This window comes from Pseudomonas sp. A014, from assembly GCF_052378495.1.
Classification (GTDB): Bacteria; Pseudomonadota; Gammaproteobacteria; order Pseudomonadales; family Pseudomonadaceae; genus Aquipseudomonas; species Aquipseudomonas machongensis.
In genome coordinates this window covers 3,649,235-3,665,655 of record NZ_CP199001.1, presented here as the reverse complement: position 1 = coordinate 3,665,655, position 16,421 = coordinate 3,649,235, and the positions used below count along the sequence as shown (strand labels likewise).

Genomic DNA, 16,421 nt, shown 5'->3' with positions numbered 1-16,421 from the left:
GCGTTATCCGGGATGGAAAATACCATCCTTCAGCCGTTCCTCGTGGATCGGTATTACTCGTTTGGCCTGATGGTCGACGGCCTAGAGCATTTCATCCGAGGCAGTGGCCAGATTCGTATTGCTGCCCCATAGCAAGGCCCACAGGCTTGATGCTCAACTTACCCTCGATACAACCCAGACCAACGTCGGGATTAGTGACCGGTTGTCATTGACATAGATCAGATCGCCGGCCAGCACCCAACTGTTCTGAGACTGTCGGGCCAGAGCGTTACGCACATGCACCCACATGCATCCGTAGGTATGGCTGCCATAGGCCACATGAAGGTCAATGCTAGGTAGAACGTCCTCCTGTGGACCATTGATACACTTCAGGCGTCCCTGTCTGGTCAATTCCACCGCTCTTAAAATGTCCAAAGGGTCAGTGCCACCGATCATCCACTTCGACAGCTCGCCCTCATGGATATAGAGCGTCGCGCTAGGAAACGCATCGCTGTTACCAAGGTGATTGAAATGTGAATGGATAATGAACACGGTATCCACTTCTTCAGGGGTGACTCCGAGCTCAGCTAAAACCTGTCGCGGCGATACCAGTGCTCTACCCCGAATCGATCTCCCAGCACGGTGCCATAGGCTTCGTCGTTGTAACCTACGTCAACTATCATCGTTCGCCCTCCTCCCTTGATCACGACATGGCAGTAGGGAAGCTTGCGAACACATTGATTGTGGGAACCGGGAAGGACACCACTGACAGGGTAGTTAGTCACGTAAGCGTATTCAGTCACGCAAATGGGGTGGCGTTTTCAGGTCTTTGGCTTGCGCGAAACAAGGGCTGCAAGCAGCCCTGTTTTACCTATGATCGTATGGCTCAATGCGAATGACGCGGCATACCCCCCTCGCGGGCGATTACCTTCATATGCAAGGTCGCAGGTTCCAAGCAGCCACCGGTGGAGAGTTGCCCCACAAGTTGCCGATACAGCTCCTGCCAAGGCGTTTGCGAAGCCGGGATACTGGGTGCCCAGTGTCCACGGCGCCGAGCGAGCTCGGCCTCGGAAACCAATAGGTCGACACGCCGATTGTTCAGGTCAACGCGCAGCAGGTCGTTGGTCTGCAGTAGAGCCAGTCCTCCTCCCACCGCAGCTTCGGGCGACATGTTGAGGATTGACGGGCTGGCCGAGGTACCACTCTGACGGCCGTCCCCAAGGCAAGGCAGCGAGTCGACGCCACGCTTGATCAGAGCCGCTGGCGGGGCCATATTCACTACCTCGGCGCTGCCAGGGTAACCTACAGTGCCGGCACCACGAATCACCAGGATGCAGCGTTCGTCGATATTCAGCGAAGGGTCGTCAATACGTGCGTGGTAGTCCTCGGGCCCCTCGAAGACAATCGCCCTGGCTTCGAAGCTGTTTTCCTTACCAGGCTCGGACAGGTAAGTCTGGCGAAACGCTTCACCGACCACCGACATTTTCATAATTGCACTGTCGAAGAAGTTGCCGCTAAGCACGATGAAGCCAGCACCGTGCTTGAGTGGGGAGTCATAGGGCAGGATAACGTCCCGGTTGCTGGTAAGTGCAGCGTTGACGATTTCGCCGATCCTTTTACCGCTAACGGTGTAGCACTCTTCGTGCAGCCGACCAGCTCTCTGAAGCTCGTGCATCACCGCCGGTACGCCCCCGGCGCGGTGGAAGCCTTCGCCCAAGTACTTACCTGCCGGCATGCAGTTGACCAGTAATGGCACGTTCTCGCCCACACGTTGCCAGTCGTCCAACGACAATTCGATCCCCATGTGTCGGGCGATGGCGATCAGGTGCGGCGGGCAGTTGCTCGAAGCACCCAGCGCCGAAGCCACGGCAATGGCGTTTTCGAAGGCTGGTCGGGTCATGATCGAAGATGGCCGGATATCTTGCAGGACCAGTTCGCAGATGCGCTTGCCGGTGGCATAGGCCATTTGCCCGCGTTCGCGATACGGCGCAGGTATGCTTGCACAACCAGGCAATGACATGCCCAATGCCTCGGCCAGGGCGTTCATCGACAGCGCCGTACCCATGGTGTTGCAGTGGCCCACCGACGGCGAGGCGGCTGTGGTCATTTCCATGAAGCCTTCGTAGTCGATGTCGCCTGCGGCCAGAAGGTTGCGAGCGTGCCATAGCACGGTGCCCGAGCCTATCAGCTGCCCCTTGTGGTGGCCATCAAGCATTGGCCCCCCCGACAGTACGATGGCTGGTAAGTCGGTGGTGGCTGCAGCCATCAGGCAGGCGGGAGTGGTTTTGTCGCAGCCGGTGGTCAGCACGACGCCATCGAGTGGGTAGCCGTGCAGAATTTCCACCAATCCCAGGTAAGCCAGATTGCGGTCCAGAGCAGCGGTGGGGCGGCGACTCTGTTCGGCAATTGGATGCACCGGGAACTCCATGGGGATGCCCCCCGCGTCCCGGATACCAGCCTTGACTCGCTGGGCCAGTTCTATGTGGTGGCGGTTGCACGGAGTCAGGTCGCTGCCGGTCTGGGCGATACCGATGATTGGTCGGCCCGATTGCAGTTCTTCACGGGTCAGGCCGTAGTTCATGTAGCGCTCTACATAAAGCGCGGTCATGTCGGCGTGACTCGGGTCATCGAACCACTGCTGGCTGCGCAGGTGGCGCTTGGGAATATGGCTCATGTCAGGCTCTCTGGTCTTTGTAAGTCGCATAGCGGTGTTGCCGGGCGCAGGGTTCGAAGTTAAAGCAAACCTCTAGCAGCAAGGTTGCGCATCAGCGCGCCAACCCCGAAGGTCCAAGGCGTAGCCTGATCACTGTGGCTCACTTCGTTATGGAGCGAGCCGAGCAGTGGGCTGGAGATAGTAACCCGGTCACCTAACCTGTGGGTGAAACCAGCTCCAGGGTGGTCGCGGTCGTCGGTGGGGGCAAACAGCGTGCCGAGGAACAACATGAAGCCGTCGGGGTATTGGTGGTTACCGTTCAGGGTCTGGCGCACCAGGTCTTCGGGGTCACGGCTGATCTGGCTCATTGAACTCGTGCCATTGAGCACGAAACCATCCTTACCATGCACACCAAGGTGAACCACGCAGTTGCGCACGGCATTTAAATCGAAGGTCTCATCGAACAAGCGAATGAATGGGCCGATGGCGCAGGATGCATTGTTGTCCTTTGCTTTGCTCAGCAACAGCGCGCTGCGCCCTTCAAAATCGCGTAGGTTGACATCGTTGCCCAGGGTTGCGCCGTGTATACGACCTCGGCTGTCGACCGCTAGTACGATTTCAGGCTCGGGGTTGTTCCATTGCGAGCCGGGGTGAACACCAATCTGGTTTCCGCTGCCTACGCCCGCAAGCACCGGGGCCTTGGTGAATATTTCGGCGTCCGGGCCGATGCCTACTTCCAGATATTGTGACCACAGACCCTGCTGGATCAGCAGAGTCTTGAGTGCCATGGCTTGCTTGGACCCTGGCTTTACCGCACGCAGGTTATCGCCAATGACTGCACTTACGGTGGCACGTACGGTTTCAGCAAGTGCGGCATCTCCACCGGCCTGTTCCTCGATCAGTCGTTCGATCATGCTTGCTGCAAAGGTCACACCCGCGGCCTTGATCACTTGCAGGTCGAGCGGTGGCAGCAGGTATGCACGCGTCGGGTCCGGCACTACGGTGCTGTTGGTCAGCAGTGCTTCGAGGCTACCGACGAAGCGGCCAGGGGTGGCCCGTACGGCTTGCAATGGGTGTTCACTTTCAAGCAGTTCACTCAATGTTGCGAAGTGCTCGGAAAGGTCGAACACGCCGTCTGCACGCAATGCAATGGGAGAGGGGCCAGCTATATCACCGGGGATCCAGGCGCGGCCGATCAGGGTACCGGTCAGGCCATCGTCGGGTAGGGTATTGGCGAGTGTCAGGCATAGAGGCATCACAATGGATCCTTTCAAGTACTGAAGACTGCACGCTAAGGTCGTATCTCGATAAACTCCAATGGAATATTTTCAACAATCGATAACATTTAGTTATCAGAATAAAGGATGGCTAGCATGTCAGATCTGTCGTTCCCCCATTTGCGCAATTGGCTTAAGTTTCGGCACCTGTTGCTAGTCGACACCTTGGGCCGCACCCGCAACATGCACCTGGCCGCGCAGCAGATGAACCTGAGTCAGCCGGCTATTAGCAAGATGCTCAAGGAAATTGAAAGCCTGCTCGGCTTCGCCCTGTTTGAGCGCCAGACGCGCAGCATGCCGCCCACTGCGCTAGGCGAGCAGGTGCTGCGTTATGCGCATGTCACGCTCAACGATGCGTGCAACTTCTTCGAACAGATCGATAGTCTGCGCCGGGGCGGGCATGGTCACTTGAGAGTGGGCGGCATCTTTGCCGCCACTGCGGTCGCGCTGCCTGATGCGATCATACAGATCAAGCAGCGCTGGCCGTTGCTGTCGATCGAAGTGGTGGAGCATACCAGCGACCACCTGATGGAAATGCTTGAAGAAAAGACCTTGCACCTTGCTGTAGCACGACTCACCGACGAAACCCAACGCCACCGCTTCGACTTCCAGCCGGTGGCGCCAGAACCGTTCTGTTTTGTGGTCAATGACCAGCACCCGCTATGCGATCAAGGGCCTGTTACCTTGCCGCAACTGCTGGAGTGGCCGTGGATTCTCTACCCCAAAGGCACTCCGATCCGCGCGAGAATGGAACGGGCTTTCGCTGAAGCCGGCGTTGCGGTGCCGCGCAATACCATCGATACCATCTCGATGCAGACTTTCCTCAAGGTGCTGCAGGGCGGCCCGATGGTCGGCATGCTGCCCCAGGCCATGGTTGATCCGCACTTGGCCAGCGGCAGATTGCGCAGCCTCGACACCCCGCTGCACCTTGAGCCGCAGGACTACGGCATCCTCACTCGCAAAGGCGAAGAGCTCAACGGAGCGCCCCTGGAGTTCGCACAGATTCTGCTCGCCGATGCTCGTAAGGCGCGAAAATATCGATAACTAACCGTCATCGGACGATCCACAAATGCCATTGGGAAAGAATCGCTTGTCAGCCTAGATTAGTGACCAGTGTTTACTACCGCATTGTCAAGGAATGTCTATGACTTCAAGCGCAGGTCAGCAATTTATCGGCGGCGCCCGCAGCGGCGCTGGCCAAGCGAATTTGCACAGTATCGACGCTCTTACCGGCCAAAAGCTGCCCGGCGCGTTCTATCAGGCGAGCGAGGGCGAGGTCGACTCCGCAGCGCTAGCCGCTAGCCGGGCCTATCCTGCCTATCGGGCTCTATCTGGCCAGCGCCGGGCCGAGTTTCTGGAAACCATTGCTGAAGAACTCGATGCCCTCGATGAGCACTTCATCGAACTAGTCAGCCGCGAGACCGCACTGCCAGCGGCGCGCATTCAGGGAGAGCGGTCACGCACCAGCGGCCAGCTACGGTTGTTTGCCCAGGTTTTACGTCGGGGTGATTTCTATGGTGCACGGATCGACCGGGCCCAGCCTGAGCGTATCCCAATGCCGCGAATCGATATTCGTCAGTGCCGGATGGGCCTGGGGCCGGTCGCGGTATTCGGGGCAAGCAACTTTCCCCTGGCGTTCTCCACTGCTGGTGGTGACACCGCTGCAGCATTGGCTGCCGGGTGCCCGGTTGTATTCAAGGCGCACAGCGGCCACATGGCCACTGCCGAAAAGGTTGCCGAGGCTATCGTCCGCGCCGCTGAGCGCTGCCAGATGCCTGCTGGGGTGTTCAACATGATCTATGGCGCGGGTGTGGGCGAAGCGCTGATCAAGCACTCAGCGATACAGGCCGTCGGATTCACCGGCTCGCTCAAAGGTGGGCGAGCGCTATGCGACATGGCAGCGGCGCGTCCACAACCGATTCCGGTGTTCGCCGAGATGAGCAGCATCAACCCGGTGATCGTCCTGCCGCAGGCGCTGGCCGTCCGTGGCGAGGTGATTGCTGGCGAGCTCGCCGCCTCGGTGGTGCTAGGTTGTGGTCAGTTCTGCACTAACCCTGGGCTAGTGCTTGGTGTGCGCTCCGACGCATTCGGCCTATTCGTCGAACAGTTGCAGGCGCGCATGGTCGACCAGCCGGCGCAGACCATGCTCAATGTAGGCACGCTGCATAGCTATGCCAAGGGTGTTGCAGCACTCAAGGGGCATACAGGCATCCGCCATCTTGCCGGTGCCGAACAAATGGGTGAGCAGTCCTGGCCACAGCTGTTCCAAGCCGATGCCAGCCTGCTGCTTAATGGTGAGCCGCTGTTGCAGGAGGAAGTGTTCGGCCCCGCTACGGTGGTGGTAGAGCTCGCGGACTATGACCAACTGCTGGCGGCGCTTTCGGTTCTGGGCGGGCAGCTCACCGCGACCCTCATCGCAGAGCCTCAAGAACTGGCCTCTGCGGCTGACCTAGTGGCCCTGCTCGAACACAAGGCGGGGCGGTTGCTGGTAAACGGTTACCCAACCGGTGTTGAGGTGTGTGACGCAATGGTGCACGGCGGGCCATACCCGGCCACCTCCGACAGCCGCGGCACCTCGGTCGGCAGTCTGGCGATCGACCGCTTCCTGCGGCCGGTGTGTTATCAGAATTTCCCTGAAGCGCTTCTGCCAGAGGCCTTGCGCGACAGCAACCCACTCGGCCTGTTGCGCCTAGTCGATGGTCACTATAGCCGCGAACCAATTCACTGAACCACCGTACTGCTTCATCATCCGGGCGGCGCCCGCCCGGTGCACTGTCGATAACAACAATCAGGCATGCTCGACATGCCGAGGTACCACATCAATGCACAACCCATCCCTATCCACTGCCTTAGCCCCGTACTTCGAAGATCGTACCTACCGAAAGGTGATCCTACGCATCCTGCCAATTCTGCTGTTGTGTTACATGGCTGCCTATCTGGATAGGGTCAACATAGGCTTCGCCAAGCTGGACATGCTCAATGATCTGCAGTTCAGCAATACCGTCTACGCCTTGGGCGCCAGTATGTTTTTCTGGGGTTACTTCTTATTCGAGGTACCGAGCAACCTGTTGCTGCATCGCTACGGTGCGCGCTTCTGGATTGCCCGCATCATGCTGAGTTGGGCGATCATTTCCATGGCTGTGGCCTTCACCGTACCGCTCGCCAGATTTTTCCATGTCGAGGCCAGCACGATGTTCTACGTGATGCGTTTTCTGTTGGGTATCTGTGAGGCCGGGTTCTTCCCAGGAGTGATTCTGTACCTGAACTACTGGTTCCCCACTCACCGACAGAGCCGGGTGATGTCCGGGTTCCTGATGGCAATGCCGGTCAGCCTTACCCTCGGTGGCGTGCTGTCAGGTTGGCTGATGACCAGTTTCAACGATTGGTATGGTCTGGCCGGCTGGCAATGGATGCTTTTAATCGAAGGGTTGCCCTCGTTGGTGATGGCGGTGATCGTATTCACCTGCCTGTGCGACAACATCGACAAGGCGCACTGGCTGTCGGCCGAGGAAAAATCGCTACTTAAGAACAACCTGCAACAGGACGGCGAGGGCAAAGTGTCACGCCTGAGCGAAGTGTTCTTGAACCCGCGGGTGTGGTTGCTGGTTTTCATCCTGCTGACCTTCAACACCGGGTTTTATGGCCTGGCCTTCTGGATGCCGTCGATCATCAAGAGTGCGGGCATCACCAGTACCTTTGAGATCGGCCTGCTGACTGCGATTCCTTACGGTGTGGCGGTGATTGCCATGCTACTTAACGCACGTCATTCCAACCGTACTGGTGAGCGCCGCCTGCATGCAGCCATACCGGCCTTGATTGGCGGTTGCGGTCTGATTCTCAGCGCGTGGTTTTCCAGCAACCTCGTATTGTCGGTTCTGTTCCTGACGGTGGCCGCCTCTGGGGTGTTAAGTCTGATGCCGATCTTCTGGACTTTGCCGGGCACGGTGTTATCGGGCGTGGCGGCGGCGGCCGGAATTGGCATGATCAACGCGTTCGGCAACCTGTCTGGCTTTACCGGTTCGATGATTACGGCGGTGGCTGAGAACCTCACCGGCGATATCAACAACGGCACTTACGTGCTGGGCCTATGCCTGTTCGCCAGTGCCTTGCTGATCATGGCCATTCCTACAGCCATGCTCGGCCGTAAGCAAGATGCGGTCGAGCAGAAACTGAAACTGGAGGCTGCATGAACCTTGCGGGCAAGCGTGCACTCATCACGGCGGCGGGTCAGGGCGTTGGCCTTGCCAGCGCACAGGTCTTTGCCACCGCTGAGCCGAGGTGATCGGTAGCTATATTGCCATAGACAACCTATTGCAACAGCCAGGCATCAAGGCTCGATTGCTTGACGTGACCTCGAGGTCCGCCATTGAGGGCTAAGTGATGAACTGGGTGATATCGATTTGCGATTCAACTGTGGAGGATACGTCCATAACGGCACGGTTCTAGACTATCTAGACTATAACGAGTCGGCTTGGGAACGCTCGATAACGATCAATGTCACTACGATGTATCGCACGATTCGAGCGTTTCTGAAGAATATGTTGCGCCGTGGTGGTAGCTCGATCATAAACTTGTCCTCAGTGGTCTCCAACGTCAAGGCGGTGCCCAACCGCTTCGCCTATGGCGCCAGCAAGGCTGCGGTCGACGGCTTGATCAAAGCTGTGGCGGCCGACTACATTGGTCATGGCATTCGCTGCAATGCAATCTGCCCCCGTACGGTCGACTCGCCCTCGCTGAACCAACGCATCGCGGCCCAGGGCGCCTTCGGCTAATTCAGTTACTCGGGACACGAGCGTAGTCAGCAATCTACAAACCAGTTGTAAAAGCGATGCCCCACGAACACTGACAACGCGTACACAGCTAGGCTCAATGGAGGCCGTTGTACTTGTCCCGTCCTGAATAAGGTTTACACCTCCCATCCCGAATTTCCGGAGAGTCAGATGGAGCAAGGTGTAAAGCGCACGCAGCGAGATTATTCACTGTCTTTTAAATTTGCTGTGGTTGATCAGATCGAAAAAGGCGAGATGACCTATGGCCAGGCTCAGGAGCGATATGGCATCCAGGGCCGATCGACGGTTCTGGTATGGTTGCGTACATGGTCGGCAGGATTGGAGCCAGGGGCGTCGATCCGGGCCGAAAGGAGCTGCGCGATGTCCGACCCCAAAACGCTGACTCCAGAGCAGCGGATCAAGGAGCTTGAGCAGTAGCTTGAGCTGATGAGCCAGAAGGCGCAGTTTTTCGAGACCGTCGTTGATGTCCTGAAAAATGACTATGGTGTCTCGGTCGTAAAAAAGCGATCCGGCAAGTCCTCTCGCAAGGTCAAGTCGCAGGACTGAGCATTGCCAGGGCTTGTCAGTTTCTAGGCATCAGTCGACAGACTTACTACAAGCGCAACCGAGCTGCTGATAGCAAAGAGAGCCAGGCAGACCGCGTAGTTGAGTTTGTTCAGCAAGTCCGAATGCGACAGCCTCGGTTAGGTACTCGCAAGCTGCACTATCTACTGCATTGCCACGCTGACGGACGGGTCCAGGTAGGCAGAGATCGGTTATTCCAGGTCTTGAGAGAGCGCCGTACGCTGGTGCTGCATACAGGCAACGTATCTGTACGGTATCGATCAGATCAGGCTGTACGCAGTTCACGGTAATGCCGTGTTGACCCAGTTGCTCGGGCAGACCTTTGGCCCCTACGACAAGACCTGCTTTGGCGACCATCGCTGCATTGGCAACCTCAGGCTCCAGGTTGCCTGAGATGTTGACAATAGAGCCAGATTTGCGCTCAAGGATGTTAGGCGACAGCTTCTGAGTCACTTTGCGGTGGCGGTCGAAGTTGAGAGTCATGCCTTCAACCCAGTGTCTTCAGGCGCGTCGATGTCCATCGAACGACTGCCGCCTGCATTGTTGATCAGGATATCGATGTGCCTCATTGCGGCCAGAGCAGCTGCGACGATTTTCTCGGGGCCGTCCGCCGCAACGAAGTCTTGATCGAAGGTAATGGGAGCTACTCCACCGATTCCTCGATTTCAGAAACCAGACCGGCCAATAGCTCTTTCATTTCGGGCGGTGGCGGAGACCTTTACGCCTTCAGCACCTAGCGATTTGAAAATTGCCGACCAGCCCTTGGCTGGCGCCCGTTACAGTGCGGTTTTCCCTCAATTTACAGATCCATGATCCAACCTCGTCCTATAGGCCGTGCGCCGGATTTCAGTTCCTATACGTGGTTTAAATTTTGGACAGACCAAGGCGAGGGGTGAAAAACCCTGATTGAAACATACTGTCATCATAAGCCTCCTAATCACCACGCCATCTGTTCTTGTGCAGGAATAGGTTTCCTTCTAGGCACCCTCCTGGCGCATATCGATTTACTGAGGTCTCGGGTGATATGGCCTAATCAGGTAGTCACGTCTTTGCGAGCATGTATACGTGAGTGAAATAGATTGATTGATAAAATCGAATAATCGGAATAATTATTCGATTAGTGCTGGTTTCCGGATTCTCTTACGATCACTTCAGCTCGTGGGTGCAGGTCCTTGCACCTGTCGATGAATACAGCTGAGGAATCTCAAATTGGGCCAGACAAATAACAATCAGCCTATGGCAGGTGTCCGTGTTCTGGACATTGCAACATTTGTTGCCGCCCCGTTCTGCGGAACTATTCTCGCCGACTTTGGCGCGGAGGTTATTAAGATCGAGCAGCCGGCGGGGGGGGACACCCTTCGCAAGTTCGGAACGCCAACGGAATGCGGTGACAGCATGGTCTGGCTCAGTGAGGCCAGGAACAAGCAATCGGTCACTCTGGATCTGCGCTCAGAACAGGGTGCAGCTTTGTTCAGGCAGCTTGTAGCAAAGTCGGACGTTGTGCTCGAGAACTTCCGGCCTGGCACCCTGGAAAAATGGGGACTCAGCTATGAGTCACTGCGCGAAATCAACCCTAAATTAGTGATGCTGCGGGTCAGTGCCTACGGGCAAACCGGCCCTAAGCGCAGTGAGCCGGGGTTTGCGCGTATTGCTCATGCCTTTGGAGGCCTTTCGTTCCTCGCAGGGGAGGCGGACGGGCCGCCCGTTGTCCCCGGCTCGACATCGCTGGCCGATTACATCTCGGGGATGTGGGGAGCCATTGGTGTGCTTCTGGCTCTGCGCTCCGTGCAATCAGGCGGTATCGGACAGTGTATCGACATCGGGCTGTATGAGTCGGTCTTCCGGCTGCTCGATGAAATTGCGCCGGTGTACGCGAAATATGGGTACGTGCGCGAACGCATGGGTGCTGACACCATCAATGTCGTTCCCCACAGTCACTACCAGACAAAGGACGGTCACTGGATCGCTTTGGCCTGCAGCAACGACCGCATGTTCCACCGACTGGCCGTCGCCATGGGCAAGCCCGAGTTGGCCGAGCAATACCCAACCAGCCCAGACCGCGTGAAAGAGCGCGCCAAGATCAATGCACTGGTAGCTCTTTGGGTCTCTGATTTTACCCAGCAGGAGCTGCTGGATGTCTGCAAGGAAGGGCAGGTGCCTGCCGGCCCGCTGAACTCCATTGCCGATATTTTTGAAGATCCACAGTTCGCCGAGCGTGAAAACCTCATCAAGGTTAAAGACCCACGCATCGGGGAATTGGTTTTGCCCAACGCCATGCCGCGGCTTTCTGAAACGCCGGCGGCGTTCGTTTCTACCGGCCCAGCGCTTGGGGCAAGCACCGAGGATATCCTCAGCCGTTTGCTTGGCGTCTCCGCCGAAACCCTTCAGACCCTTAAAGCCAGCAAAGTGATTTGAACAAGGAATCGACAATGTCTAATTATAGAATGTACATCGGTGGTGAGTGGGTTGAAGCTGCTGCTGGTGAGACTTTTGAAACCAAAAATCCTTACACCGGCGAAACCTGGGCGACGCTGCCTCGCGGTCGCGCCGCTGATGCTGAGAAAGCCGTAGCTGCCGCAAAAGCGGCTTTTAATTCTCTTGAATGGTCGAGAATGAAGGCCAGTGCCCGTGGCCAGTTGCTGCGCCGCCTGGGCGACCTCATCGCTGAAAATGTCGAGCACCTGGCTGCGACCGAAGTTGCTGACAACGGCAAGCTGCTGGCTGAAATGCGTGGCCAAGTGCGTTATCTGCCCCAGTATTTCTATTACTTCGGCGGCCTGGCCGACAAGATCGAAGGCGGCGTCCTGCCTATCGATAAGCCAGACACCTTCACCTTCACGCGCTATGAGCCGCTGGGCGTGTGTGTGGCGATCACTGCGTGGAACTCGCCACTGCTGCTGGCTGTTAACAAGCTTGCGCCAGGGCTCGCCGCAGGTAACACCTTTGTCCTGAAGCCTTCCGAGTTCACCTCAGCATCGGCGCTGGAACTGGCCAAGCTCATCGAGAAAGCCGGCTTCCCGAAAGGCGTGGTCAACGTTGTCACCGGGTTCGGTCAGGAAGTAGGCGAACCACTGGTCACCCATCCTGACGTTGCCAAGATTGCGTTTACTGGCAGCGAATACGGCGGCCAGAAGATCTACGAGTCCGCTGCCAAAAACTTCAAGAAGGTCACCTTGGAGTTGGGCGGAAAGTCACCCAACATCGTGTTCGACGATGCCAACCTTGATAACGCCGTGAAAGGTGTTGTCGGTGGCATCATGGCTGCCACTGGCCAGACCTGCGTCGCGGGCTCGCGCTTGCTCGTACAAGAGTCCATCCACGACGAGTTCGTTGAAAAGCTGCTGGCGTTTGCTGCCACGGCCAAGATGGGTGATCCGATGCTGCCGACCACTCAGGTAGGCCCGGTCACCACTCCGGCTCAATACCAGAAGATCCTGGATTACATCAGTATTGCCAAGGAAGAGGGGGCGGTGTGCCGTCTGGGTGGCAACCCTTCGACCAAGCCTGAATGCGGCAACGGCCTGTTCGTTGAGCCCACCATCTTCACTGGCGTAAACAACCAGATGCGTATCGCGCGTGAAGAGGTTTTTGGCCCGGTGCTCAGCATCATTCCTTTCAAGGACGAAGAAGACGCCATCGCGATTGCCAACGACACGCCCTACGGCCTGGCAGCGGGTGTGTGGACTCAGAGCACTCGTCGTTCCCTCATGATGTCCGAGCGTCTCCAGGCGGGCATGGTCTGGGTGAACATGTATCGCGCAGTCAGCTACATGGCGCCGTTCGGAGGCTTCAAACGATCTGGCGTCGGTCATGAAAATGGCCAAGACGCCATCTACTCCTATCTGCAGACCAAGACCGTGTGGATCAGCACTGCGCTGGAAACCCCGGATCCATTCGTCCTCGGCTGACTCACAAAAACCGCCGATTGCAGAGAAGGATAAAAACAATGACGACTCAATTTCCAATGCCCGGACGCTTCCTCGAAGACTTCAAGGTTGGTGACACCTATCGTCACTGGCCCGGTCGAACCATCACTGAGGCGGACAATATCCAGTTCAGTCTCATGACGATGAATCGCCACCCGATGCACTGCGATAGCAACTTCGCCTCCAAAAGCGAGTTTGGTCGCCCGCTGATCAATAGCGGGCTGACGGTCGCGATCGTCCTGGGCCTGACGGTGGACGATGTCAGCCTAAATGCCATCGCCAATCTGGGGTGGAAGGACATTACGCTGAGCGCACCGGTTTTTCCTGGCGATACCTTGTACGCCCGTTCCGAGGTCACCGAAGTTCGCGAAAGCGCCAAGCGTCCTGGGCAGGGCATCGTGACTATACGTACTGAAGCCTTCAATCAGGATGGCACTGTCTGCATGAGCTTCATTCGCGCCTGCCTAGTACCCACCCGGCAGAATGCTACAGAACTGCGTACACGGGGAGCGGAAGGATCATGAATTACGATCTGCTCAAAGGTGTTCGAGTCATCGAGAGTTCGGCATTCATCGCTGCCCCGCTGTGCGGGATGACCCTCGCGCAGCTGGGTGCCGAGGTGATTCGCGTAGACCTGATCGGGGGCGGGATCGACTATCAACGCCTGCCCATGATGCCCGAAGGTCGAAGCATCTACTGGACGAGCCTCAACAAGGCCAAGAAATCAGTTGCGATCGACATCAAGCGGCCGGAAGGGCGTGAGCTGTTGCAGCAACTGGTTGGGGCGCCAGGCGAAGCCGGCGGCATCCTGCTCACCAATATCGGCACCCCCTGGCTCAGCCACAAGCTGCTGTCCGAGCTGCGACCTGATCTGATCTCTTGCACCATCGAAGGTAACTTCGATGGGAGCACCGCGGTTGACTACACCGTCAACTGCGCGACGGGTTATCCGATGCTTACCGGGAATGGGTCAGTTGATCGCCCGGTTAACCATACGCTGCCAGCGTGGGATGTCATCTGTGCCAACCAGGCGGCCACCGCCATCGTTGCGGCCTTGGCTCGTCGTCAGCAGACCGGAGAGGGCGCCGAGATCCGGTTGGCGCTTTCTGACAGCGCGTTCTCGACGCTTTCTCACCTTGGGTTGCTCACTGAATCCGAGTTGATCGAGCAGCCGCGCGAGTCACTGGGCAATTACCTGTACGGGGCATTTGGTCACGACTTTGCGACCAATGATGGCCGACGCGTAATGATCGTTGCCATTTCATCCCGGCAATGGCGCGCCTTAGTGAAAGCCTGTGACCTTGAAGGCGCAGTGGAGTCGCTGCAGTCAGCCCTGGGTGTCAACTTTGACAATGAGTCCGACCGTTTCGAGGGGCGCGAGCTGCTAGGTGCGCTGATCAAACAATGGTGCGCTAAACGCTCCCTCGCCCAAGTTGAGGCGCACCTGATCCAACACGGTGTGACGTACGGGCCATATCGCACCGTGCGTCAACTGCTCCAGGAGGACAACCGGGTCTCATTGGAAAATCCTGTCTTCGAGCGCATCACGACCTCTGGCGTGGGTGAGCACTTGGCGGCCGGCACGCCTCTGAGATTTGGGCAATCGCAGCGCCATGCCATCCAGCCCGCACCGGAGCTTGGACAAAACACCGATGAGGTGCTTGCTGATGTCCTCGGGCTGAGCCAGCAGGCGATCGATGAGTTGAGAGACAAGGGCATTGTCGCGGGTGCTTCGGGTTAAGCATCAGCGATTGCGGAACGTGCGACTTACAAAAATAAAAGCGAGCGATCTGAATGAGTAGTCTATTAATTTGCCTGGCGTCACTGGGCTTTCTGATGTTTGTCGCGTACCGGGGCTTCAGTGTCATCCTGTTCGCGCCGATTGCAGCCTTGGCTGCTGTGTTACTTACTGAACCTGCCATGGTCGCGCCGGCCTATAGCGGGCTGTTCATGGACAAGATGGTAGGGCTGTTGAAGCTTTACTTTCCCGTGTTTATGCTGGGTGCAGTCTTCGGCAAGCTCATTGAGGTATCAGGCTTTGCCCGCTCGATCGTTACCGCTATTTCCAAGTGGTTCGGCAGCAGCTACTCGATCACCTGCATTGTTTGCGTAGGTGGAGTACTGACTTATGGTGGTGTATCGCTGTTCGTAGTGGTGTTCGCACTTTATCCATTCGCAGCCGAGCTCTTTCGCCGCAACGACATCCCTAAACGACTGATTCCGGCGACCATCGCGCTGGGCGCGTTTACGTTCACCATGGATTCGCTTCCAGGCACGCCGCAGATTCAGAACATCATCCCGACTGCCTTTTTCGGCACGGATGCTTACGCCGGGCCATGGCTTGGAGTTATTGGCGCAATCTTCGTCGCAGGTTGCGGCATTACCTATCTGGAAATGCGTCGCCGCAGCTTGATGTCAAAAGGAGAGGGCTATGGAGTAGGGCACAGCAACGAGCCGGAGGCGCCGACCAATGAGGCCCTGATCAGTCCATGGCTCGCCATCTTGCCCTTGTTGATCGTAGGGGTTGGCAACAAGCTGATTCTTGATCTGATCCTGAGTCACTACGGTGCTGGCAATCAGGTAGTTGTGGCGTTTCGTCCTGACGTCACCGCCGTTGCGCAAGACGTCACGAAGATGGCTGCCGTTTGGGCTGTGGAGGGGGCTTTGGCTCTTGGCATCCTTGCGACTCTTATCCTGGGGTGGGGCAGGATCCGCGGAAAATTTACGAACTCGACTCAGGTTGCTGTTGCGGGTTCACTGCTCGCCGGTGTCAACACTGCATCCGAATACGGATTTGGTGCCGTTATCGCCGCGCTGCCAGGCTTTAAGCTGGTGGCCGACACGCTCTCGAATATCGAAAACCCACTGGTCAACCTGGCGGTGAGCGTTAACGTGCTCGCTGGGATCACTGGCTCGTCGTCGGGCGGATTGAGCCTTACTTTGGGCGCGCTGGGTGACCATTTTGTCGCCCTTGCCCAACAGCACGCTATACCGGCTGAGGTCATGCACCGTGTTGCATCTATCGCAGCTGGGGGCATGGATACGCTGCCGCACAATGGCGCGATCATCACGCTCATGGCTGTGACCGGATTGACCCATCGGCAGGCTTACGGCGACATCTTCGTCCTGACGATTTTCAAGACCATGGCTGCCTTCGTGGTCATTGCCGCTTTCTATCTAACTGGCTTGATTTGACCGGCCACTTTCCAACAAAAAAACAAGGGATAGGGGT

The 16,421-nt window shown here is 57.3% G+C and carries 10 protein-coding genes and 3 pseudogenes; 10 read left to right on the top strand and 3 right to left on the bottom strand.

Going from position 1 to position 16,421, the window contains the following annotated elements; translation table 11 throughout:
• Positions 1 to 865 precede the first annotated feature (865 nt).
• On the bottom strand, positions 866 to 2,653 hold the full coding sequence (locus ACTYOL_RS16810; protein ID WP_444756712.1) for an IlvD/Edd family dehydratase: 1,788 nt from the start codon (positions 2,651 to 2,653) through the stop codon (positions 866 to 868).
• 59 nt (positions 2,654 to 2,712) lie between these two features.
• Complete coding sequence (locus ACTYOL_RS16805; protein ID WP_444756711.1) at positions 2,713 to 3,888, bottom strand: fumarylacetoacetate hydrolase family protein; 1,176 nt, start codon at positions 3,886 to 3,888, stop codon at positions 2,713 to 2,715.
• 117 nt (positions 3,889 to 4,005) lie between these two features.
• On the opposite strand from ACTYOL_RS16805, the gene ACTYOL_RS16800 reads away from it, so the two are divergent.
• From ACTYOL_RS16800 to ACTYOL_RS16780, 5 genes and pseudogenes are all read left to right on the top strand, one after another.
• Positions 4,006 to 4,953 (top strand): LysR family transcriptional regulator, encoded by a 948-nt coding sequence (locus tag ACTYOL_RS16800; RefSeq protein WP_444756710.1) that lies wholly within the window; start codon positions 4,006 to 4,008, stop codon positions 4,951 to 4,953.
• A 100-nt stretch (positions 4,954 to 5,053) separates the two neighbouring features.
• Positions 5,054 to 6,637, top strand: coding sequence for an aldehyde dehydrogenase (NADP(+)) (locus ACTYOL_RS16795; protein ID WP_444756709.1), 1,584 nt, complete (start codon positions 5,054 to 5,056; stop codon positions 6,635 to 6,637).
• 94 nt (positions 6,638 to 6,731) lie between these two features.
• Entirely contained in the window at positions 6,732 to 8,099 is a 1,368-nt protein-coding gene (locus ACTYOL_RS16790; protein WP_444756708.1) for an MFS transporter, read from the top strand.
• Positions 8,096 to 8,672 (top strand): annotated as a pseudogene (locus tag ACTYOL_RS16785) (SDR family NAD(P)-dependent oxidoreductase); the annotation flags it as partial. The gene ACTYOL_RS16790 and the pseudogene ACTYOL_RS16785, both read left to right, overlap by 4 nt.
• Positions 8,673 to 8,849: 177 nt before the next feature.
• A pseudogene (locus tag ACTYOL_RS16780) lies at positions 8,850 to 9,493 on the top strand (IS3 family transposase); the annotation flags it as partial.
• A gap of 25 nt (positions 9,494 to 9,518) precedes the next feature.
• On the opposite strand, the pseudogene ACTYOL_RS16775 reads toward ACTYOL_RS16780, so the two are convergent.
• Positions 9,519 to 9,746 (bottom strand): annotated as a pseudogene (locus ACTYOL_RS16775) (SDR family NAD(P)-dependent oxidoreductase); the annotation flags it as partial.
• A 726-nt stretch (positions 9,747 to 10,472) separates the two neighbouring features.
• Here ACTYOL_RS16775 and ACTYOL_RS16770 point away from each other — a divergent pair.
• The 5 genes from ACTYOL_RS16770 to ACTYOL_RS16750 are packed head-to-tail and all read left to right on the top strand — an operon-like array spanning position 10,473 to position 16,384.
• Positions 10,473 to 11,678 (top strand): CaiB/BaiF CoA transferase family protein, encoded by a 1,206-nt coding sequence (locus tag ACTYOL_RS16770; RefSeq protein WP_444756707.1) that lies wholly within the window; start codon positions 10,473 to 10,475, stop codon positions 11,676 to 11,678.
• A gap of 14 nt (positions 11,679 to 11,692) precedes the next feature.
• On the top strand, positions 11,693 to 13,171 hold the full coding sequence (locus ACTYOL_RS16765; RefSeq protein ID WP_444756706.1) for an aldehyde dehydrogenase: 1,479 nt from the start codon (positions 11,693 to 11,695) through the stop codon (positions 13,169 to 13,171).
• Positions 13,172 to 13,209: 38 nt separating this feature from the next.
• Positions 13,210 to 13,713, top strand: a complete 504-nt coding sequence (locus ACTYOL_RS16760) for a MaoC family dehydratase (RefSeq protein ID WP_444756705.1) — start codon at positions 13,210 to 13,212, stop codon at positions 13,711 to 13,713.
• The gene (locus tag ACTYOL_RS16755) at positions 13,710 to 14,930 is read left to right on the top strand and encodes a CoA transferase (protein ID WP_444756704.1); all 1,221 of its coding nucleotides are present in this window, start codon (positions 13,710 to 13,712) and stop codon (positions 14,928 to 14,930) included. Before ACTYOL_RS16760 ends, ACTYOL_RS16755 begins: the two co-directional genes overlap by 4 nt.
• A gap of 53 nt (positions 14,931 to 14,983) precedes the next feature.
• Positions 14,984 to 16,384 carry a GntP family permease gene (locus tag ACTYOL_RS16750; RefSeq protein ID WP_444756703.1) on the top strand — a complete coding sequence of 467 codons (1,401 nt, stop codon included), beginning with the start codon at positions 14,984 to 14,986 and terminating at the stop codon, positions 16,382 to 16,384.
• The last annotated feature ends 37 nt before the right edge of the window (positions 16,385 to 16,421 follow it).

Coding starts and splice junctions, on each gene's coding strand:
- ACTYOL_RS16810 (WP_444756712.1), bottom strand. CDS start 2,653: ATGAGCCATATTCCCAAGCGCCACCTGCGCAGCCAGCAGTGGTTCGAT.
- ACTYOL_RS16805 (WP_444756711.1), bottom strand. CDS start 3,888: ATGCCTCTATGCCTGACACTCGCCAATACCCTACCCGACGATGGCCTG.
- ACTYOL_RS16800 (WP_444756710.1), top strand. CDS start 4,006: ATGTCAGATCTGTCGTTCCCCCATTTGCGCAATTGGCTTAAGTTTCGG.
- ACTYOL_RS16795 (WP_444756709.1), top strand. CDS start 5,054: ATGACTTCAAGCGCAGGTCAGCAATTTATCGGCGGCGCCCGCAGCGGC.
- ACTYOL_RS16790 (WP_444756708.1), top strand. CDS start 6,732: ATGCACAACCCATCCCTATCCACTGCCTTAGCCCCGTACTTCGAAGAT.
- ACTYOL_RS16765 (WP_444756706.1), top strand. CDS start 11,693: ATGTCTAATTATAGAATGTACATCGGTGGTGAGTGGGTTGAAGCTGCT.
- ACTYOL_RS16760 (WP_444756705.1), top strand. CDS start 13,210: ATGACGACTCAATTTCCAATGCCCGGACGCTTCCTCGAAGACTTCAAG.
- ACTYOL_RS16755 (WP_444756704.1), top strand. CDS start 13,710: ATGAATTACGATCTGCTCAAAGGTGTTCGAGTCATCGAGAGTTCGGCA.
- ACTYOL_RS16750 (WP_444756703.1), top strand. CDS start 14,984: ATGAGTAGTCTATTAATTTGCCTGGCGTCACTGGGCTTTCTGATGTTT.